This window comes from Sphingopyxis sp. (genome assembly GCF_965227415.1).
Taxonomy (GTDB): domain Bacteria; phylum Pseudomonadota; class Alphaproteobacteria; order Sphingomonadales; family Sphingomonadaceae; genus Sphingopyxis.
Genome location: NZ_OZ245749.1, coordinates 3,591,251 through 3,611,928, shown reverse-complemented (window position 1 = coordinate 3,611,928; position 20,678 = coordinate 3,591,251). Strand labels below are relative to the sequence as shown.

The following is a 20,678-nucleotide window of genomic DNA, read 5'->3' as shown; positions in this document are numbered from 1 at the left end:
CCGCAGGCGGGAGGGGCAGCGAAACTTGGTCCGGTACAGCCGGGCCTCGTTGCAGCGGGGAGGGCTAGCCGGCCCCGCCTCATGCCCTTCCCGCTGCGACTAGCGAGCAAGCTCGCCAGTCTCGCTGCCCCCCCCGCAAGCGGAAGGGGATTGTTGATGATCGCCGCCCTCCTCCTCGCCGCGCCCGCGCACGCCGACACGCTCGTCGACAACGTCAATGGCATCACCCTCGACAAGGACGGCAAGCTCATCCGCTTCACGGGGCTGGTCATCGACGCGCAGGGCAAGGTCAAGCAGCTGCTCGACCGCAAGGACAAGCGCCCCGAACGCCCCGATTTCAAGGAGGACGGCAGGGGCCGTACCCTGATCCCCGGGCTGATCGACGCGCATGGCCATGTCATGGGTCTGGGCTTCCAGCTGATGCTGCTCGACCTCAGCGGCACCAACAGCCTGGCCGAAGCGCAGGCAGCGATCCGCAAATATGCCGCCGAAAATCCCGAGATGCCGTGGATCATAGGCTCCGGCTGGAATCAGGAAAAATGGGGCCTCGGCCGCTTTCCGACCGCCGCCGACCTCGACGCCGCCGTGCCCGACCGCGCCGTCTGGCTCGAACGTGTCGACGGGCATGCCGGCTGGGCGAACAGCGCGGCAATGACGGCCGCAAAGATCACCGCGGCGACGAAAGCGCCCGAGGGCGGGCGCATCGAAATGGCGGCGGGCAAGCCGAGCGGCGTCTTTGTCGACGGCGCGATGGCGCTGGTCGACGCGGCCAAGCCCAGACCGCTCGCGCGCGACCTCGACCGCGCGTTCCTGCTCGCGCAGCAAAAGCTGATCTCGCAGGGGATCACCAGCATCGCCGACATGGGCACCTCGATCCTCGAATGGCAGGCGTACCGCCGCGCGGGCGACAAGAAACAGCTCGCGGTGCGCATCCTCAGCTATGGCGGCGATATCGACAATATGGCGATCATCGCCGGGTCCGAACCGACGCCGTGGCTCTATGACGACAAGCTTCGCATGGTTGGCGTGAAGCTCTATCTCGACGGCGCGCTCGGTTCGCGCGGTGCCTGGCTGAAGGCGCCGTACAGCGACGCGCCGGGGCAGAAGGGTCTGCCGCTGCTCACGCCCGCGCAGCTTCGCAACAAGATGGTGCGCGCGTCGATGGACAAGTTCCAGGTCGCGATCCATGCGATCGGCGATGCCGCCAATGCCGAGGCGCTCGACGCGATCGCCGACCTGACCGCCGACCTGCCCGGCGAGCGCCGCTGGCGGATCGAGCATGCGCAGATCGTCGATGCCGCCGACATTGCGCGCTTTGCGCAATTGAAAGTGATCGCCTCGATGCAGCCGGTGCATCAGACGTCGGATCGCCTCATGGCCGAAGCGCGCCTTGGACCCGACCGCCTCAAGGGTGCCTATGCCTGGCGCAGCATGGAAAAGGCGGGTGTCCGCCTCGCGTTCGGTTCCGATGTGCCGGTCGAGAGCGCCAACCCCTTTCCCGGCATCGCCGCCGCCATCTCGCGCACCGACGCCGCGGGCCAGCCCGTCGGCGGATGGCATCCCGAGGAAACGGTCAGCCGCGAGAGCGCGCTCGACGGTTTCACCCGCACCGCCGCTTACGCGGCCTTCGCCGAAGACCGCCTCGGCACCCTGATGCCCGGCATGCGCGCCGATTTCGTCATGCTGGATGCGGACCCGCTGCTCGCCAGCCCCGACGAAATCCGAAAGATGACGCCGCTCGAAACCTGGATCGGCGGCTATCGCTATTACAAGAGAAACGAGGGTGCGACCGTTGGTCGATAACCCCTTGAAAAGCTTACCGACGCGCCGCGCAATTCTGACCGGCCTCGCCATGCTTCCGGCCACGACCGCGGCCGTCGCTGCCGAGCGCAAATCGAAGCGGCGCAAGCCCGCACGGCCCAAGATCCAGCATGTCGACGTCGCGATCATCGGCGCGGGGGTGTTCGGCGCGTGGGCCGCATGGCACCTCGTCCGCGCGGGCAAATCGGTGCGCCTGTTCGACGCCTATGGCGCCGGCAACTGGCGCGCCTCGTCGGGCGGCGAGAGCCGCGTCATCCGCATGGGCTATGGCGCCGACACCCTCTATTCGGACATGGCGCGCGAATCGCTGCCCTATTGGAAAGATCTCTCCGACACCGCGAGCCTGCCTATCTTTCACAACAGCGGCGTGCTGTGGTTCGCGCCCGGCGGCGACAGCTATACCGCGCAGTCGCTCGCCTGGCTGAAGGCGAACCGCATCGACCATGATCATGGCGATGTCGGCTGGCTCCAGAAAAACTGGCGCCAGATCCAATTCTATCAGGGCGAGACCGGCATCCTGGAAAAAGACAGCGGCGCGCTGATCGCCGGACGCGGCGTGCAGGAAGTCATCGCGGACGCAGGCGTCGAGGTCGAGCGCGTCGTGATGCCAGCGCCCTTGATCGCGAAGAAGATCAGGAAGCATACGCTGCCCGACGGCGGCACCGCCGACCATCTCGTCTATTGCGCCGGGCCGTGGCTGGCCGAGCTTTTCCCGCAGCAACTCGGCGGCAAGATCGTTGCGACACGGCAGGAAGTCTATCATTTCGGGGCACCGCAGGGCGACACGCGCTTCACCCCGGCCGAACTGCCCGTCTGGGCCGACTTCAACAACGGCCGCATCGTCTATGGCATTCCCGACCTGGAAGGCGCGGGGTTCAAGATCGCGATCGACGTGCACGGTCCGGTCGTCGATCCCGACACGCAGGACCGCGCGCCGACGCCGGCGGGCATCGCAGAGGCGCGCGCCTATATCGCGCAGCGCTTTCCCGGCCTGACCGACGCGCCGCTGATCGGCGCGCGCGTCTGCCAATATGAGAATAGCTCGAACGGCGACTATCTGATCGACCGGCTGCCGGGGCAGGAGCGGATCTGGCTTGTCGGTGGCGGATCGGGCCATGGGTTCAAGAACGGCCCCGCGGTCGGCAAGCGCATTGCGGCGCATATCCTGGACCCGGCGTTGCCGGTCGAGCCGCGGTTCAGTTACGCGACCAAGGGTTCGGTCGCGGCGCGGACGGTGTTTTGAAGTCGTCATTGCGACGCGCGAAGCGACGAAGCAATCTCCAGCCATCGGCCTCGCGCAAGATTGAGAGCAGGAGATTGCTTCGCTACGCTCGCAAGGACGGGGTAAAAGCGGGGCAAGCATGAAACTCACCGACTGCAACAATATCGACGACTTCCGCGCGCTCGCCAAGCGGCGCCTGCCCTGGCCGGTGTTCGATTATATCGACGGCGCCGCCGACGACGAGGTGACCCGCCGCCGCAACCGCGCCGCCTTTGACCAGTGCGACCTGATCCCGCGCGTCCTCGCGGGAGTCGACAGCGTCGATATGAAGACGACGCTGTTCGGGCGCGAGATGGCGATGCCGCTGTTCCTCTCGCCCACCGCGCTTCAGCGCCTGTTTCACTGGCAGGGCGAGCGCGCTGTCCTTCGCGCCGCGGCAAATGCCGGCACCGTCGCCGGCATATCGAGCCTTGCGACGATCGGTCTGGCCGAGGCGGGCGCCCTCACCGACGGCCCGAAGCTGTTCCAGCTTTACGTCCACCACGACGAGGGCCTCAACAAGGCGATGCTCGACGCTGCGCGCGATGCCAGGTTCGACGCGGTCGCGCTCACCGTCGACACGATCGTCGGCGGCAATCGCGAGCGCTGCCTGCGCTCGGGCTTCACCTCGCCGCCGCGCTTCACCGCGCGCAACATGCTGAGCTATGCGATCAAGCCCGGCTGGGGGCTCAACTATATGCTGCGCGAGAAGTTCAGCCTGCCGAACCTGGCGACGCACGTCTCCGAAGGGTCGAGCGTCCCCAGGTCGGTCGCCGAATATTTCACCACGATGCTCGACCAGAGCCTCGACTGGAAGCGCGCCGAGGCGATCCGCAAACAATGGGACGGCCCCTTCTGTCTCAAGGGCATTGCCGCGGTCGAGGACGCCAGACGCGCGGTCGATATCGGGGCGACCGCGATCATGGTGTCAAACCACGGCGGGCGCCAGCTCGACGGCAGCATTTCGCCCTTCGACTCGCTCGCCGACATCGTCGACGCGGTCGGCGACCGGATCGAGGTAATCTGCGACGGCGGCATCACGCGCGGGACACATGTGCTGAAAGCCCTGTCGGTCGGGGCGAAAGCCTGCTCGGGCGGGCGGCTGTATCTCTACGCGCTCGCCGCTGCGGGCGAGGATGGCGTGAGCCGCGCGGTCGGCCTGCTGCGGGCGGAGATCGAAAGGGGCATGAAATTGATGGGGGCCAGGACCCTGTCGGATCTCGGCCCCCATAATTTGCGCCGGCGGTAACCAACATCGTCATTGCGAGCGAAGCGAAGCAATCTCCAGCCATCGTCCTTGACCGATGCTTCACGCTGGAGATTGCCGCGTCGCTTCGCTCCTCGCAATGACCGACGGACGATTTAGGCCGCCGACAAAGCCACCTCCTCCTTCTTGCCGATCCCGCCCCAATCGATATTCCGCGTCATGTACATCACGCCCGCGAGCGCGAAGAACATCAGCACCGACCCGATCAGCAGCGAATAGGCCTCGAGGTTGAGCAGCACATAGAGCAGCGCGTAGAGCCCGATCAGCATCGCCGCGAGGAAGCGCGCGCGTTTCCAGCTCTTGAGCACCGCCGCGCTGTAGAATGCGAGCAGCCCGATAATCGCCGCCGACGCCAGCAGATAGGCCGGGGTGAACCCGATCACTTCGGCGAAGGCGAGCAACAGCACGAAGAACAGCACCAGCGCGATGCCGGTCAGCAGATATTCGGCCGCCGCGACGCGCGCGCCCGCAATGATGTCGAACATCAGGAAGGCGACGAAAGTGAAACCGATGAACAGGAAACCATATTTGATGCTGCGATCGACCTGGCTGTAGAGGTCGACCGGCTCGATCAGGCTGATCGCGATCGCCTTTGCCGTGCCGCCCGACGTTTCCATGCTGCCATTGTCGGCCGCGGGTGCCGACACATCGACGACGTCGGCATAGCGCGGGCCATTGCCGCCGTAATTGGTCGCAACTGGCGGCGACAGGTCGCCGGTCAGCACCTGCGCCTGCCCGAGCGCAAGATTGGGAATCGCATAGGTTGCGGTAAAGCCGCTTTCGGTCACGGCGCGCTTGGCGGGCAGAAAATCGCCGCCGAAGCTCGGGTTCGGCCAGCTCGACTTCACCGTCCAGCGCGTGTCGACACCGCGCGGGATCAGCTTGAAATCGCCGAGCCCGCGCACGCCGATCTTGTAATCGATCTTCAACGGCAACCCGCCCGACCAGTCGACGAACGCAAAGGTCCCCGAATTGCCCGTCGACGCCAGGCCCTTGCCGGGCTGGAGCGCAGCAGGCGTGCCGTTCACCGACAGGCTGTTGCCGTCAACCAGCCCGCGCGCGTCGCTGATGCCCAGGCGCACTTCGGCGCGGTCGAGCATCAACGCCTCGCGCGCCACACCGTATCGCGCAATATCGGCGGGCAGCACGAAGTCGGCGCTCCCGGCGATCTGGCTTTCATAGACGACGGTCTCGTAAATCGCCTTCTTCCGCTTTTCGGGCTTGATGACGACGTCGGCCTTGTTCGCCTGGGGCGAGAGATAGAGGTTGCGGATCGTGTTGACCGTCCGCGTCACGTCGCGGCCATTCTCCTGCACCGTCTGCGTTTCGGTCGCGCGGTACGGAATGACGATCACGGGGCCGCCGATCGTCTGCTGTCCGCCCCAGCCCTGCCCGATCGAGGCTTGCGCGGTTTCGGCCTGCTGCTGGCGATCCCAGAGCAGGCCATAGACCATCAGCAAGGGCACCATCAGCGCGACCGCGATGAACACCGCGATCACCAGCTTGACGCCCGGGCTGCGTTCGCCGCGCACGGGCGGGATGGGAGGGTGGGACGGCATTGGGGGGGATTGAGACGCTTGAGGCATGGGGGTTCGCTCCAGCTGTTTTCAACTCGTCGATGAAATTGCACGGTTCATCGTCAGCGTCAAGCCGCGTTGCGACGGCGCCCCCGAACGCCCTTTCCGCCCGGATATATTGCGCGCACGCAAAAGGGGGCGGCTTCCCCCCGAAAGCCGCCCCCTTCGAGCGCGTGGTCGCTGACCTGCTAGGCGATCAGAAAGCGAAGCCCAGCGTAAAGACCACGGTCGGATCGTAAAGCGTATCGAGCGCCTTGATGCCCGTCTTCTTCACATCGGTGTCGATATACTGGACCGTGAAGGTTGCGGGAGCCGCCGAGAAGGATGCACCGACGTTCCAGTCGATGTAATTGCCGTCGGCTGCCACAAGGCCGAGCGAACCGTCGGTATAGCCGACGCCCGCGCTCAGCGTGACCGGGGTATCGGCGATGCCATAGGCGAGGCCAAGGTTCGCATAGATATTGTCATCGCTGCCCAGCGACTTCTGGTCCCACGCATAGGCGATGGTACCGGTCGCCGAAACGGGACCGAGGCTCTGCGTCAGCTTGCCGATGACTTCGAAATAGTCGGTCGCTGCGCCGCCGTCGTGGCTGCCAGGATAGGTGTAATAAGTGACGCCGACATCGACCTTGGTGCCCGGCGAGATTTCGGTGGCATAGCCGCCATAGAGGTCGAGCTCGAACTTGCCATAGGGCGCGCTATCGGGAAGGCCCGAACCCCAGACGCCTGCGTAAAAGCCGCTTTCATGGCTCACGGTCAGCGTGGGCTGGACTTCGACCTTTTCGTTCGACAACGAAACGCCGCGGAAACGATAGTCCGACGTGACCGCAATGCCGCCCGAAAGCGTGAACGGGCCGCTGGCCTCTTCTTCCTGGGCGAAGGCGGGCGTCGACAGGGCCGACGCGGCGAGCAGCATGCCGAAACACGCTTTGGTAAGAAACTTCATGGGTGATCCCCCTAAAAAATAAACCGGATCGTCCCAGCCTGCCGTGCGTGGCTCACACCTCTGCACGGGCATGTCGCGACGAACGATGCAAAAATTGCCGATTTTGCTGCATCGCACAAACGAAAATTACAGCTTCGCTGCGAATAGATTACCGACTGTGTCTTTCAGGCAACAGCGCGATAGGCCGCGCTTGCGCTTTGCCAAGTGCGCGCGGCGCGGCTAAAGAGCGGCGGATATCTCCCTTCTTGCGGGCAGTCATATGAGCGATCACAACCCCGGCCTGCGTCCCTGGCGCGACATCGCGCGGCGGACCAGTCGACAGATCATGGTCGGCGCTGTTCCGGTCGGCGGCGGCGCGCCGATCACCGTCCAGACGATGACCAACACGCTGACCAGCGACGCAGTCGCGACGATCGACCAGATTCGCCGCTGCGAGGAAGCCGGCGCCGATCTGATCCGCGTGTCGTGCCCCGACACCGATTCGACCGCCGCGCTCGGCAAGATCGTGCGCGCGGCGCGTATCCCGATCATCGCCGATATCCACTTCCATTATAAGCGCGCATTGGAAGCCGCCGACGCCGGCGCCGCGTGCCTGCGCATCAACCCCGGCAACATCGGCTCGTCGGAGCGCGTCGGCGAAGTCGTCCGCGCCGCGAAAGCGAACGGGTGCGCGATCCGTATTGGCGTCAACGCGGGCAGCCTCGAGAAAGACCTGCTCGAAAAATATGGCGAGCCCTGCCCCGAAGCGCTCGTCGAAAGCGCGCTCGACCATATCAAGCTGCTCCAGGACCATGATTTCCACGACTATAAGGTCGCGGTGAAGGCCAGCGACGTCTTCCTTGCCGTCGCCGCCTACGCGCAGCTCGCCGACGCGGTCGATTGCCCGCTCCATCTCGGCATTACCGAGGCTGGCGGCCTGATCGGCGGCACCGTCAAATCGGCGCTCGGTATCGGCAACCTGCTGTGGGCCGGCATCGGCGACACGATCCGCGTCAGCCTGTCGGCCGAACCCGAAGAGGAAGTGCGCGTCGGTTATGAAATCCTGAAGTCGCTCGGCCTGCGCACCCGCGGCGTCCGCGTCGTGTCGTGCCCCAGCTGCGCGCGCCAGGGCTTCGATGTCATCCGCACCGTCCAGGCGCTCGAGGAAGCGCTCGGCCACATCAAGACCCCGATGTCGCTCTCGGTCCTCGGCTGCGTCGTCAACGGTCCGGGCGAGGCGCGCGAAACCGACATCGGCATCACCGGCGGCGGCAACGGCAAGCATATGGTCTTTCTCTCGGGCGTCACCGATCACCATGTCGAAGACGCCGACATGATCCAGCACATCGTCAAGCTGGTCGAAGCAAAAGCCGCAGAGATCGACGCGGGCAGTTCGGTGAGCATGGATACGCTGCACGGCAAGGCAGCGTGAAGACCAAGGCCGACATCGTCGTCGAACCTCGCGTCGCGCGCAAGGCGGTCGCGACCGGCGCGTCGGCAACCGGCACTGCAACACTCGGATCGGGAAGCGTCGCAGCGCTCGCGATCGGCGCCTTTGCGCTCGGCGCGTTCGCGGTCGGCGCTCTCGCGATCGGCCGCCTCCGCATCGGCAAGGCGCGCATCCGCAAACTCAGGATCGACGAACTCGAAGTCGGCCGGATCGTGCGGATCGGCGAACCAGGGGACTGAAGGTTCAAGCGGTCCGGATCGGGGAGAAAAATGATGCCGCAAAAATATGACGCGCTCGACCGCCTCGTCCAGTTGCTGCTGCTGATTGCCGCGGTCACGACGATTGCCAATGGCGCCTTCATGCTGGTCAAGCCGCTCGACTGGTATGTGTTCGTGCCGACGGTCGTCACCACCGGCCCGCCCAACGCGCATTTCATCCGCGACATCGGCCTCGCCTATCTCGGCTCGGGGCTGATCCTGCTCTATGCCGCCGCGCACCCGATCCGTCGCTGGCGCGCCGCGGTCGTCGGCGGGCTGTGGCTGGCGCTGCACGGCGCGTTCCATATCTATGAAGTCGCCGCCGGCATCTGCGGCCCGGCGACCTTCTGGGCCGACGCCCCGGCCGTGATCGGCCAGCCCGCGCTCGTCATCGCCGCGCTCGCGATACTCTTCGCGCGCCGCAGGGGTGAAGCGGGCGCGAACTAGCGCACCCGCTTTGCCAGGTTATACCGCTTCCAGCGTCCGGTCCTGCGGCCGCACGGCCGCTTCCGCGACATAGAGATTCGCCGCCGGCGTCTTCAGATGCGCTTCGAGGAGATCGAAAATCACCGCATCCTCGCTCTCGTCGAACTTCCGCGCAAACAGGTCGGGACTCAGGATCAGGCGCAGGGCATCGGCGGTCCCGAAAGTGCGCGGCCGCAGCTTGATGTCGCCATCGGGCACCCAGTCGATCGTGCGCAGGTCGTCGTTCATCACTTCGCCCTGCCCGCGACTGTTCATCATAAGCGTCTGGAAAAAGGCTTCGTCGGGAATGAAGCTGCGGCGATAGAATGTCTTGAAGCGGTCGGCGCGCGGATCGTGCACCGCGAAATGGCAGAAACTGCGCGTCACCGCTTTCCACTGCGTCCCGATATAGGGCGTCGCGTCTTTCAGGAACCGCCGCGGCAGGCCGGTGCGGAACATCCGCCCCAGCGCCTCGACGAACATATGGCTGACGCGGTTCATCGTGTCGGGCCGAACCGCTTGCTGATCGAGCGCGCGAACGAACTGGCGGCGCGGATTGGCGCGCAGGAAGGCGCGTATATAGGTCTGGGACTTCAGCGGGAAATCCTGACCGCTGAGGTTGATATAATGCGTCCAGCTGCGATTCATCTTGAGCAATTTGGCCATGCCGCGCAGCTCGGCATCGACCAGGCTGTATCCGCCCCACAGCGCCTTTTTCGATTCGATGATCGCCACCCCCTGATAGGGTTTCAAGAACGCGGTGATGTCGGCGGCGAATTCGGGGCCCGAGCTTTTGTCGAGATGGATCACATAGCTGTTGCCCGGCGCATAGATGGCGCGGAACATGCGTTTGAACTGTTCGGGAAAGCGGTGGAGAAGGATGAAATAGCCGATCATGAAGGCATGCCTTTCGGATCGCCGATCCGGGCTGTCAGCCTTCCGGAATCGCGATCATTTTCCTGTCCCGGAAAACCCAACCAAAGTCATTTTGATCGATAGGAGACAATGCCCGACAGTTGTCCTGCCGCGTTGCGTCGCGGCCTGGTCCAGCGGCATGTCTTTGATATGGGGCGCCGGATGGCCATTGTAAGGGCAAGCGCCATTGCCCATCGCACCGGCATCGCTAAAAGCGCAGCGACGTCTCCATTTGCCGGCCATTAGCAGGATCATCGCGTGACTCTTACCATCCGCTCCGCCACGCCCGCCGACCTGCCGTTGATCGCGCAGTTCATCCGCGACCTCGCCGACTATGAAAAGCTCGCGCACGACGTCCGCTTCGACGAGGCAAAGCTTGGCGCGAACCTGTTCGGCCCGCGGCCCTATGCCGAAGTCGTGATCGGCGAGATCGATGGCACGGCGCAGGGCTTCGCACTCTTCTTCCACAATTTCTCGACCTTCGAGGGGCGGCCCGGCCTCTATCTGGAGGATCTGTTCGTCCGCCCCGAAGCGCGCGGATCGGGGCTCGGCAAGGCTTTGCTCGCGCATCTCGCGAAGCTGTGTATCGAGCGCGATTGCGCGCGACTCGAATGGTGGGTGCTCGACTGGAACACCCCGTCGATCGGTTTCTACCAGAGTCTCGGCGCCAAGCTGATGGACGAATGGACCGTGATGCGAGTCGATGGCGATGCGCTGACGAAGCTCGCGGGTTCCTAACTTCGTCACCCCGGACCCGATCCGGGGTCCCGCTTCTTCAGCGCTGCAAACCGGGATGCCGGATCGCGTTCGGCATGACGAAGGAGGATAGTTGGCCTGGCCTGCCTATTTCACCGTGCGCGGCCGCCGCCGTTCCATCGGCCAGCTTGGCATATGCGCATCGGAAAGCGCCTTCGCTTCCGTCGGCGACACCCCAAGCTCGGTCAGCGCCCGCTCCAGCGCTTCGGCCGGCGGCACGGCAATGTCGGGCTGTACGCCATCGCCTTCCCAATCCTTGCCGGTCGCCGGATCATAGGTGCGGCCGACGGGAATGAACGCCGAATAGCCGCCGCCCAGATCGTCCCCGCGCCCGAAATGATTGGCGCCCGCGGTCGGCGCGCCGATCAGCACGCCGCGATGCGTATGCTTCATCGCCAGCGCGAAATGCTCCGCCGCCGACGCGCTCGCGCCCGACGTCAGCACATAGACTTTCGCACTCTTCAGGCGCTTGTCGGCGTTCGGCGTCGCCCAATGCTCGCGCGTCACCATCCCGGCGTCGCCCTTCGCGATCCGCATCGACGCGATGCCGTCGATCGGCGAGCCGCCCTCGGCGTCGACCGACGCGCGCGTCGCCATCGTCACCAGCCGCGTCGGCTCGGCGAACAACCAGGGAAAGATCACGTCCATCTGGTCGAGCCCGCCGCCATTGTGGGTGCGAATGTCAAAGATGATCGCCTTGGCATCGGCATGGTCGGCCATGAATTTCGCCGCCTCGGCGGTCACTGCGGCATCGTCGGGAAAGACGTTGAAGCGGACGAAGGCGATACCGGGCGCAATCCAGCCCGCCTGTTCGACGGGCACCTTCGGCGGACGCTTTGCCGGCACCGCGGCGCCGGGTGCGACCGGCGTGCCGGGGGCGGCGTTTTCGGGGGTGCGCAGCCGCAAATGCCCATCGGGCGACACTGCGCGCACGTCGCTGTCGATCGCCTCGCCCAGCGCCTCGCCACTCAGCTTCGCATAGCGCCCCGCCGCGATGCCCGCGCGCAGCGCCTCGGCATAGCGCTTGCCGGTTTCGGGATAGACATAGTCGCGCTCGAGCAGCGCCGCATATGTCTCGGCGATGACGTCGCCGCTCACCTCGCCGCTCACCTGGTCGGCGGCGAACGCCGGCGGGGGCGCTAGAACGGGTGCCGCGATCATGGCCGCCGCCATCAGCAGGCCGGGCAAAAGACGCGAAGAACGAATCATACAGGCTCCAATCCATCCCCGGATCGGCCACGGTGTATCACACAAACAATACAGGTCAACTACATTTGTAGTCGAATTTATCGTTTCCGCGCGAACCAGATCAGGACCACGCCGACCACCGCCAGCACCGTGCCATTCCGCGTCCAGGTGATGTCGCCCAGCATGAAGCTGCTTGCCGGCCAGCGCACGATGTCGAGCCCCTGCAATATCCACAGCCCCCCCATCAGGATCGCCGCAACGCCGACGATGGCCATCAGGCCTTTCAATGCGCCCATATCCTCTCCCCCTTCTAGTTACGCTGCAATCCGATCAGCGGCCGCAGCCAGCCGATGGTGCGCCCGATCCTGTAGAATAGCCAGCATCCCGATGTCGTCGCCGCAACCAGGATCAGGAACGACGGCAGAGGGGCGACAGGCCCTTTCAACAGATACCAGCCGACGACGACGATGATCGTCTGATGGATGATGTAAAAGGGAAACACCGCCTCGGCGAGCATCGCGCGCCGCGGGTGGTCGCGGTTCCAGTATCGATCGGCGATCCCGAGAAGCGCGACGATCGTCGCCCACCCCTGCACCTGCCGCGCGATGTGATAGGGCGGAAAGACCCAATCGGGCGCGGGCGTATTCCCCGGCCATGTCCACTCGACCCACGCGATCGGGGCGAAGGCGACCAGGGCGAGCACGGCCGCGACTTTCCAGCAGCGCGCGACCGCCTCGAACAATATCGGCCGGACGCGGAGCAGCCAGCCGATCCCGAACCCCATCAGATAGTGAAGGTGCGACGGCCCGTCGTCGAACAGCGCGTGCGTCTCGTCATGATCGGGAAAGGCGCCATAAACGGCGAGCCACCAAAGCATCGGGACGATCATCAACCCCCATCCGCGCACCAACCGCACCGCGCCGTCGGCAACCCTAGCGCGTGTATCGGCAGGCACGACCGCGAGCAGAACCGCCGCCAGCATCGTATAAACCCACAGATAGACCACGAACCACAGATGTTGCCACGTCGGCAGCGCGATCCCGTCCAGAAACTGAAATCCGAAATAATCGCGCAGCCAGAAATGCAGATAGCCGTGGGGATAGCCGTGCTGCCCGACCAGTTCGATCCACGGCTGCGGCGGGATGATGAAGACCATCCCGAACAGCAAAGGGATCAGCAGCCGCGCGCTCCGCGACTTCGCAAACGCGCCCGCTCCGCCCAGCTTGGCAACCAGCGCCGCGCTCGCATAGCCCGACACGAGGAACAGCAACGCGAGCCGCCAGCCCTTTGTCGCGAGCATCGGGATCGCGACCCAGTCGATCGTCGGGACGATCTTCACATGCCAGTCCCACGGCACGAAATACATGCCGATGTGATAGAGGATCAGCAGGCCGAACGCCCCGATGCGGAGCCAGTCCATGCCATAATGGCGCGCGGCGGTCATCGGCCCGTCCCCCTCCCTCGCTTCGTCATCCCCTCTCGCAAGCGGGAGGGGGGTCAGCTATTTCAGCACCCGCCACGCCAGCTCGGCAAACTCGCACAGCAAGGGCCGCGTATCCCTGGGGTCGATGATATCCTCGACCCCGAATTTCTCTGCCGTCCGGAACGGCGAGCGCACGCGGTTCAACCGCTCGCGGATCGCCTCCAGATGCGCCGCCGGGTCCTCGGCCGCCTCCAGTTCGCTCTTGTAAGCCACCTCGACCCCGCCCTCGATCGGCAGGCTGCCCCAGTCGCCCGACGGCCAGGCAAACCGATACTGGAACCGCTCGGCGTTCGACATTGCGCTTCCCGCGATGCCATAGGCGCGCCGCACGACGACCGACGCCAGCGGCACCGTCGCGCGATAGATCGCGTTCATCGCCTGCACCCCATAACGGATCGTCCCCGTCCGCTCGGCCTCGCCGCCGATCATGAATCCCGGATTGTCGACGAGGTGAACGATCGGCAGCCGGAACTGGTCGGCCATCTTCACGAAACGCTCGGCCTTCTCGCTCGTCTTCGCGTCCCACGATCCGCCAAGATACGACGGATCGCTGGCGAGCACCGCAACCGGATAGCCGTCGAGCCGCGCGAACGCCGTGATCACCGCCCGCCCCCAGCGCGCGCCCATTTCGAAAAAGCTGTCCTTGTCGAACACCGCGTCGGCGATACGCCGCATGGCATAGACCTGCTTCGCCTCGCGCGGCACCGCCGACAACAGGCTTTCCTCGCGCCGGTCGACCGGGTCGCTGCACGGCGTGCGGAGCGCCCGGTCATGGATCGACGACGGCATGTACGACAGGAACCGCCGCGCCGCCGCAAAGGCTTCGGCCTCGCTCGCTACCTCGTCGTCGACGACGCCGTTGCGCGTATGAACATCGCTGCCGCCCAGCTCCTCGCGGTCCAATGTATCGCCGATCGCCGCTGCGACCGCCGGCCCCGCCGCGAACAATTGCGACAGGCTGCGTACCATGATGCTGTAATGGCTCGCGACGACCCGCGCCGCGCCCAGTCCCGCGGTCGGCCCCAGCGCCAGCGCCACCACCGGCACCGTGTCGAGGTTCGCGATGATCTCGTGCCAGCCCGGCACATGCGGGATATAGGTATAGCCCATATCCTCGAGCGTTTTCACCGAACCGCCGCCGCCGGTGCCGTCGATCATGCGGATCAGCGGCAGGCGATATTCATGCGCCATCGCCTCGCACTGGACGAATTTGCGGTGCAGCGCCGCATCGGCCGCCCCGCCGCGCACGGTGAAATCGTCGGCCGAGGCGACGACCGGCCGACCGTCGATGTTCGCGCGTCCGAAGATGAAATTGCTCGCGGCCAGATCTTCCAGCGCGCCATCGGCGCCATATTTGCCGCGCCCGGCGATCTTGCCGATCTCGCGAAAGCTGCCGGCGTCGACGATTCCCGCGAGCCGCGCCCGCGCGTCCATCTTGCCGCGGCTGTGTTGCCGCGCGACCTTTTCTTCCCCGCCCATCTTCTCGGCCATCGCGCGCCGAGCCGCGAGTTCGTCTGTCTCTTTTTTCCAGCTCATGAATAGAAAGCTAACTGACGTTGACGGAAACGTCATGCAAAACCTATCGTCGCGCCATGACCCGCAAAATCGCCCTCGCCCTTGCCGCCGCGCTGCTCCCGCTCTCGGCGACAGCCGCCAGCGAACCACGCACCATCGTCGGCGTCGCCGAGCCGTACAAGACCGGCGCCTTCGACCCCGCCGCCGACCCGACGATGGCCATCGATGCGGCGCTCGCCGCGGCGAAAATCTCAGGCAAGCGCGTGCTGCTCGTGATGGGCACCAACAATTGCCACGACAGCGCCTGGCTTGCGAACCTGATCGCGACCGATCGTTTTGAGCCCGTCCGCGCGCGGTACGAGATCGTCTATGCCGATATCGGCATGCCGCACGTCGCGGGTCGCGGAAAACATCCCGAAGTCCCCGAACGCTTCGGCTTCCGGATCAAGGGCACGCCGACCGTCGCGGTGCTCGACGCCGACGGGCATGTCCTCAACCGCAAGGCCGCGCCGAAATGGCGCAACGCCGCAAGCCGCAGCGACGATGCCATCTATGATGAACTGATCGGATAGGGAGAGAGATATGACCGGGATGAACCTGACGGGCCGCACGGCGCTCGTCACCGGCGCGTCGCGCGGCATCGGCCGCGGCATCGCGCTCGCGCTGGCCAGCGCCGGCGCCGACATCGCGGTGAACTATACCCGCGACGAAGAGGCGGCGGCCGAGACCGTCGCCGCCATCGAGGCCCTGGGGCGCAAGGCAAAAGCCTATCGGGCGTCGGTCACCGACGAGGCCGCCTGCGCCGCGATGATCGCCGCGATCGAAGCCGACTTCGGGCCGATGTCGATCCTGATCAACAACGCCGGTATCGCCAGCCGCGGCAAGCGCGTCGCCGACACCGATCCCGACGAACTCGAACGCGTGATCGCGACTCACGCGCTCGGCCCGCACCGCGTCAGCCGTCTCGCCTTGCCGCAGCTGCGCACCCATCGGCGCAGCGATATCATCGTCATTTCCAGCATCGCAACGCTGAGCCACAGCGCCAACGGCGCGCCCTATAGTATGGGCAAGGCCGCGGGCGAGGCACTCGCGCTGACGCTGGCAAAGGAGGAGATGAAGAACGGCGTCCGCGTCAACATCGTCGCGCCGTCGCTGACCGTCAGCGACATGGGCGACAAGCTGGCGCGCGCGATCACCGGACAGGACGACATCCACCACCTCGACGCCAAATTCCCCTTCGGCCGCGTCCCGCTCCCCGACGACGTCGCCGCGGCGGTCGTCTGGTTCGTCAGCGACGCCAACCCCTATTGCTCGGGGCAAAAGCTCAACATCGACGGCGCGGGGATGGCGACGTTCAGATAGCGCAAGCCAAACGCCCTTCGCCGTTCGCGCTGAGGAGGTTCAAAACCTCAAATCATCCCATGCTCGACTGGAATCCCCGACGGCGGCCCGTCTGGCATCGCCATCAGCTCGGCCTCGCTCGCGCCCGCTTCATAGCGTGCGAGCAGCGCTTCGGGATCATATTCGATCCCGATCGGATTGCCGCCGAACGCGTCGCTCTTCATGTAAGCGACGGCATCGGCGACCGTGCCATGGTCGACCTGGAACTCCATGCGGTTGCCGTCGGGATCGGCATAATAGAGCGACAGCGTCGTCCCGTGATGGATCGGCCAATAGGGCGTGATCCCGTCGGCCTTCAGCCGCTTGTAGACCGTCATCAGATCGCCCGCGCTGGCGAACGTATAGGCGACATGATTGACGCCGACGTCGCCGCGCCCGCCATCGCCGCCGGGCTTGAGCAGTTCGAGGTTGGCGAAGGCGAAGCGGTGGTGCTCGTCGTCATAGGTCAGGAAGGCAAGCGCCGGATCCTGGTGCACGACCTCGGCCTGAAACACCTTCAGGTACCAGGCGATCATCTCGTCATAGCGCCGCGTCATATAGACGACATGCGCGAATTTGCTCGGCTTCGTCATGTCCCGCTCCCTCCCCGTGACCCGCCGCAATGCTGCGCGCCTTGGTTTCATTGTGCAAGCCCGGAGCCCTCCGCTACAGCCGCCGCATGCGTCCCGATTCGGCCTCCCCCGTCATCCCGTTCCTGATCGCCTGCGCCGGCATTGCGACCTTTTCGGCGATGGACGTGCTGATGAAGGGGCTGTCGATCGACATCGGCGCGTATAACGCCGTGCTGTGGCGTACCGGCACCGGGACGCTGATCAGCGGGCTTGCCTATCTGGCGATGCGCCCCGCGATGCCCGACCGGCCGACGCTGCGCATCCACGCCTGGCGCGCCTTGTTCGTTGCCGGGATGGCGATCACCTTCTTCTGGGCGCTTGCACGGCTGCCGATGGCCGAGGCGATCGCGCTCGCGTTCGTCGCTCCGCTGATGACGCTCTATATGGCCGCGCTCTTCCTGGGCGAGAAGATCGGCCCGCGCTCGATCGCCGCATCGCTGCTGGGGCTGATCGGCGTGATCGTGATCGTTGCGGGCAAGCTGGGCCGCGGCGATTATGCGCCCGAGGCCTTGTGGGCGGTCGGCGCGGTCTTCTTTTCGGCGATGCTCTATGCGTACAACCTCATCCTCGCGCGGCGGCAGGCCAAGATGGCCGAGCCGATGGAGATCGCGTTCTTCCAGAATTTTTTCGTGACGCTCTTCCTGGCATTCGGCGCGCCGTGGTTCCTCGCCGTGCCCGGGCTCGACCATGCGCCCGCGATCACCGGCGCCGCGATCCTGGCGACGCTGTCGCTGCTCCTCCTGAGCTGGGCCTACGCCCGCGCCGAGGCCCAGATTCTGGCGACGACCGAATATACGGGGTTCCTGTGGGCGATGCTGTTCGGCTGGTATTTCTATGACGAGCCCGTGACCTGGCCGACCATCGCCGGCGCCCTGCTGATCGTCCTCGCCTGCCTGATCGTTGCAAGGAAGACCCCGCACGGCGACCCGGTCGAGCCGGCGGCGGCTTAAGAACAGATTCACGCCAGGACATCACACCGCGGCGCGCGAAAGCCTGTCGTTGATCGCAGCGCCCAGCCCCTCGCGCGGGATCGCCGCCACCGCGATCCTTGGCTTCGCGCTCGCTGCCCCCGCATGCAGCGCATCGAAAAGCCGCGCCGCCGCCTCGGTCAAATCGCCGCGCGCGCTGAGCTGATACTCTCCCGCCACCGCGCCAAAGCCGATCGCATATTCATCGCCGGCAAAAGCGTCGGCGCCCAGCCGCACCGGCTTGCCCGGCGCATAATGGCTCGCGAGCATCCCCGGCGCGACGATATCCGCCCCCTTCACGCCCGTCACCGGCAGCCCGCTCGCCTCGCCCAGCCTCTCGGCCGTCACCGGACCGGGCCGCAGCACCTCGACCGCGCCGTCCCGCACCCGCATGATCGTTGACTCCACGCCCGCCGTCGTCGGGCCGTCGTCGATCACGAGCGCGATCCGCCCGTCGAGGCTTGCCAGCACATGCTCGGCCTTCGTCGGGCTGACCCCGCCGCTCGCATTGGCGCTGGGCGCCGCCAGCGGCGCGCCCGTCTCTGCCAGCAGAGCCTGCATCGCGCGGTGCCCCGGCACGCGTAGCGCGATCGTATCGAGCCCCGCGGTCGCGATGCTCGCGACTGGACAATCGGAGGTGCGCGGCACCACCAGCGTCAATGGCCCCGGCCAGAAACGCGCCGCCAGCGCTCGCTCGACCTCGCCGAACACGCCCAGCGCTTCGGCGGCCGCCAGATCGGGGACATGGACGATCAACGGGTTGAAGTCGGGCCGGCCCTTGGCGGCATAAATCCGCGCCACCGCCGCGGCATTGCGCGCATCGGCAGCAAGCCCATAGACGGTCTCGGTCGGCACCGCGACCGGTTGACCCTCCCCGATCAGCCCCCCGGCGCGCGCTATTGCCTCCGCACCAAAGCGGCGGATATCGGTTGTCATGCGCGTTTGACCGTCGGCCATGCCGCGCTATAGCGCCCGCGCAACGATATTCACCAGCAAAGTGAGCCAAGGGATACTGACCCGCTATGTCCTATACGCCGCCCACCACCGAACAGCTTTTCGTCCTCGACCATATCGCGCGCATCGACGCGATGGCGGCGCACGACAAATATGCCGCCGCGACCCCCGACATGGTCGAGGCGATCGTCACCGGCATCGGCGAGTTCGCGGCTGAGGTCTATGCGCCGCTCAACCGCGTCGGCGACGTGACCAACCCCCAGTGGGACAATGGCAAGGTCACCATGCCCCCCGGATTCAAGGACGCGTATCAACAGTTTGTCGACGCGGGCTGGGGCAGCCTCGATGGCCCTGGCGAATATGGCGGACAGGACCTGCCCTTCACGCTCGCCGCCGTGGTGATCGAGGCGCTCGGCACCGCGAACATGGGCTTCACGCTCTGCCCGATCCTGACCGCGGGCGCGATCCACGCGCTGATGGCCTATGGCACCGAGGACCAGCGCCAGACCTGGCTGCCGAAGCTGGTCAACGGCGCGTGGAACGGCACGATGAACCTGACCGAGCCGAGCGCGGGCAGCGACGTCGGCGCGCTCCGCTCGACCGCCGAGAAGGTGACCGAGGGCGAGCATGCCGGCCTTTACCGGATCAAGGGCCAAAAGATCTTCATCACCTTCGGCGAGCATGACCTCACCGACAATATCGTCCACCTCGTCCTCGCCCGCACCGCCGGCGCGCCCGAGGGCACGCGCGGCATCTCGCTGTTCCTCGTCCCCAAATATCGCCTCGACGCCGACGGCAATCCGACGATCGGCAACGGCGTCCACTGCGCCTCGATCGAGCACAAGCTCGGCATCCACGGATCGCCGACTGCGGTGATGGTCTATGGCGAGGGCGAAGATTGCCTCGGCGAAATCGTCGGCGCCGAAATGGGCGGCATGCGCGCCATGTTCGTGATGATGAACAACGCGCGCCTGATGGTCGGCTGTCAGGGCGTCCAGATCGCCGAGCGCGCGACGCAACAGGCACAGCGCTTCGCCGCCGAGCGCATCCAGTCGTCGCTCGCGGGCAGCGCCGACCGCACGCTGGTGACGATCGACCAGCATCCCGACGTCCGCCGCATGTTGTGGCGGATGCGCGCGCAAACCGAGGCGGCGCGTGCGCTGATCTATTACGCATCGGCGCAGACCGACTTCGGCAAGCTGGGCGACGAGCGCGCGGCCCTGCGCGCCGAAGTGCTGATCCCGCTCGCCAAGGCGCATGCGACCGACATCGGCTGCGAAGTCGCCAGCCTGGGCGTGCAAGTGCATGGCGGCATGGGCTTCATCGAGGAAACCGGCGCCGCGCAGCATTACCGCGATGCACGCATCGCCCCCATTTACGAAGGCACCAACGGCATCCAGGCCGCCGACCTCGTCGGCCGCAAGCTCGGCCTGGCGGGCGGTGACGGCGTGCGCGGCCTGATCGACGACATCGCGCGCGGCGCCGCCGAGTATCCCACGCTCGCCGAACTGGCCGAGGCCTGCCGCCATGTCACCGACTGGCTCGAACAGGCGACCGTCGGTGACCGGCTTGCGGGCAGCTATCCCTATCTCACCATGCTCTCGACCGCGACCTGCGGCTGGCTGATGGGAATCGAGCATCAGGCGGCGAAGGCCGGGCTCGAAAGTGGCGAAGGCGACTGCGCCTTTCTGGAGGCAAAGCTCGTCTCGACGCGCTTCTATCTGGAACAGATCGTTCCTGCGGCGACGGGCCTCGCCGCCGCGGCGCTGGCCGGCGACGCGGCGCTCGCGCCGCTGCCGTCCTTCGCCTGAACCCCGCGGAAATCCTGCCGCCCGTGCATGGGCGGCGGCAAGATTCCGTTCAT

At 65.9% G+C, this 20,678-nt stretch carries 20 protein-coding genes; 11 read left to right on the top strand and 9 right to left on the bottom strand.

Annotated elements, in window-relative coordinates:
• Positions 1–156 precede the first annotated feature (156 nt).
• The 3 genes from ACO055_RS17590 (at position 157) to ACO055_RS17580 (ending at position 4,331) form a co-directional block, all read left to right on the top strand.
• Positions 157–1,803: an amidohydrolase gene (locus ACO055_RS17590; RefSeq protein ID WP_422060135.1), complete on the top strand. Its 1,647-nt coding sequence runs from the start codon at positions 157–159 to the stop codon at positions 1,801–1,803.
• Between the two features lie 4 nt (positions 1,804–1,807).
• Entirely contained in the window at positions 1,808–3,064 is a 1,257-nt protein-coding gene (locus ACO055_RS17585; RefSeq protein ID WP_422060133.1) for an FAD-dependent oxidoreductase, read from the top strand.
• Positions 3,065–3,182: 118 nt separating this feature from the next.
• On the top strand, positions 3,183–4,331 hold the full coding sequence (locus tag ACO055_RS17580; protein ID WP_422060132.1) for an alpha-hydroxy acid oxidase: 1,149 nt from the start codon (positions 3,183–3,185) through the stop codon (positions 4,329–4,331).
• 113 nt (positions 4,332–4,444) lie between these two features.
• Here ACO055_RS17580 and creD read toward each other — a convergent pair whose 3' ends face one another.
• Positions 4,445–5,908: a cell envelope integrity protein CreD gene (gene creD, locus ACO055_RS17575; protein ID WP_422060131.1), complete on the bottom strand. Its 1,464-nt coding sequence runs from the start codon at positions 5,906–5,908 to the stop codon at positions 4,445–4,447.
• Positions 5,909–6,122: 214 nt separating this feature from the next.
• Positions 6,123–6,872, bottom strand: coding sequence for a TorF family putative porin (locus ACO055_RS17570; RefSeq protein ID WP_422060130.1), 750 nt, complete (start codon positions 6,870–6,872; stop codon positions 6,123–6,125).
• Between the two features lie 259 nt (positions 6,873–7,131).
• Here ACO055_RS17570 and ispG point away from each other — a divergent pair, with 259 nt between their 5' ends.
• Genes ispG through ACO055_RS17555 form a run of 3 tightly spaced genes read left to right on the top strand, consistent with a single transcriptional unit; the run spans position 7,132 to position 9,005 of the window.
• Entirely contained in the window at positions 7,132–8,283 is a 1,152-nt protein-coding gene (ispG, locus tag ACO055_RS17565; RefSeq protein WP_422060129.1) for a flavodoxin-dependent (E)-4-hydroxy-3-methylbut-2-enyl-diphosphate synthase, read from the top strand.
• Positions 8,280–8,540: a hypothetical protein gene (locus ACO055_RS17560; protein WP_422060128.1), complete on the top strand. Its 261-nt coding sequence runs from the start codon at positions 8,280–8,282 to the stop codon at positions 8,538–8,540. The genes ispG and ACO055_RS17560 overlap by 4 nt, the downstream gene beginning before the upstream one ends.
• 30 nt (positions 8,541–8,570) lie before the next feature.
• Positions 8,571–9,005 (top strand): hypothetical protein, encoded by a 435-nt coding sequence (locus ACO055_RS17555; protein WP_422060127.1) that lies wholly within the window; start codon positions 8,571–8,573, stop codon positions 9,003–9,005.
• An 18-nt stretch (positions 9,006–9,023) separates the two neighbouring features.
• On the opposite strand, the gene ACO055_RS17550 is transcribed toward ACO055_RS17555, so the two are convergent.
• Positions 9,024–9,920, bottom strand: coding sequence for a beta-1,6-N-acetylglucosaminyltransferase (locus tag ACO055_RS17550; RefSeq protein WP_422060126.1), 897 nt, complete (start codon positions 9,918–9,920; stop codon positions 9,024–9,026).
• A 276-nt stretch (positions 9,921–10,196) separates the two neighbouring features.
• Here ACO055_RS17550 and ACO055_RS17545 point away from each other — a divergent pair, with 276 nt between their 5' ends.
• A complete protein-coding gene (locus ACO055_RS17545; protein ID WP_422060125.1) occupies positions 10,197–10,676 on the top strand; it encodes a GNAT family N-acetyltransferase in 480 nt (159 codons plus the stop codon).
• Between the two features lie 105 nt (positions 10,677–10,781).
• Here ACO055_RS17545 and ACO055_RS17540 read toward each other — a convergent pair whose 3' ends face one another.
• The 4 genes from ACO055_RS17540 to ACO055_RS17525 all read right to left on the bottom strand — a co-directional run bounded on the left by ACO055_RS17540 (position 10,782) and on the right by ACO055_RS17525 (position 14,901).
• Positions 10,782–11,903, bottom strand: coding sequence for a S41 family peptidase (locus ACO055_RS17540; RefSeq protein WP_422060124.1), 1,122 nt, complete (start codon positions 11,901–11,903; stop codon positions 10,782–10,784).
• A 77-nt stretch (positions 11,904–11,980) separates the two neighbouring features.
• On the bottom strand, positions 11,981–12,178 hold the full coding sequence (locus tag ACO055_RS17535) for a hypothetical protein (protein WP_422060123.1): 198 nt from the start codon (positions 12,176–12,178) through the stop codon (positions 11,981–11,983).
• A gap of 14 nt (positions 12,179–12,192) precedes the next feature.
• Positions 12,193–13,326, bottom strand: a complete 1,134-nt coding sequence (locus tag ACO055_RS17530; RefSeq protein WP_422060122.1) for an acyltransferase family protein — start codon at positions 13,324–13,326, stop codon at positions 12,193–12,195.
• A gap of 57 nt (positions 13,327–13,383) precedes the next feature.
• Complete coding sequence (locus ACO055_RS17525; protein ID WP_422060121.1) at positions 13,384–14,901, bottom strand: acyl-CoA carboxylase subunit beta; 1,518 nt, start codon at positions 14,899–14,901, stop codon at positions 13,384–13,386.
• A 56-nt stretch (positions 14,902–14,957) separates the two neighbouring features.
• On the opposite strand from ACO055_RS17525, the gene ACO055_RS17520 reads away from it, so the two are divergent.
• Together ACO055_RS17520 and ACO055_RS17515 are read left to right on the top strand one after the other, a co-directional pair.
• The gene (locus ACO055_RS17520) at positions 14,958–15,452 is read left to right on the top strand and encodes a thioredoxin family protein (protein ID WP_422060120.1); all 495 of its coding nucleotides are present in this window, start codon (positions 14,958–14,960) and stop codon (positions 15,450–15,452) included.
• 10 nt (positions 15,453–15,462) lie between these two features.
• Entirely contained in the window at positions 15,463–16,242 is a 780-nt protein-coding gene (locus ACO055_RS17515; RefSeq protein WP_422060119.1) for an SDR family NAD(P)-dependent oxidoreductase, read from the top strand.
• 47 nt (positions 16,243–16,289) lie between these two features.
• Here the strand turns inward: ACO055_RS17515 and ACO055_RS17510 are convergent, their stop codons facing one another.
• On the bottom strand, positions 16,290–16,853 hold the full coding sequence (locus tag ACO055_RS17510; protein WP_422060118.1) for a VOC family protein: 564 nt from the start codon (positions 16,851–16,853) through the stop codon (positions 16,290–16,292).
• Positions 16,854–16,939: 86 nt separating this feature from the next.
• On the opposite strand from ACO055_RS17510, the gene ACO055_RS17505 reads away from it, so the two are divergent.
• Positions 16,940–17,842, top strand: coding sequence for a DMT family transporter (locus ACO055_RS17505; protein WP_422060117.1), 903 nt, complete (start codon positions 16,940–16,942; stop codon positions 17,840–17,842).
• Between the two features lie 21 nt (positions 17,843–17,863).
• Here ACO055_RS17505 and ACO055_RS17500 read toward each other — a convergent pair whose 3' ends face one another.
• Positions 17,864–18,796, bottom strand: coding sequence for an L-threonylcarbamoyladenylate synthase (locus ACO055_RS17500; RefSeq protein ID WP_422060116.1), 933 nt, complete (start codon positions 18,794–18,796; stop codon positions 17,864–17,866).
• A gap of 86 nt (positions 18,797–18,882) precedes the next feature.
• Here ACO055_RS17500 and ACO055_RS17495 point away from each other — a divergent pair, with 86 nt between their 5' ends.
• The gene (locus ACO055_RS17495) at positions 18,883–20,625 is read left to right on the top strand and encodes an acyl-CoA dehydrogenase (protein WP_422060115.1); all 1,743 of its coding nucleotides are present in this window, start codon (positions 18,883–18,885) and stop codon (positions 20,623–20,625) included.
• Positions 20,626–20,678: the final 53 nt, after the last annotated feature.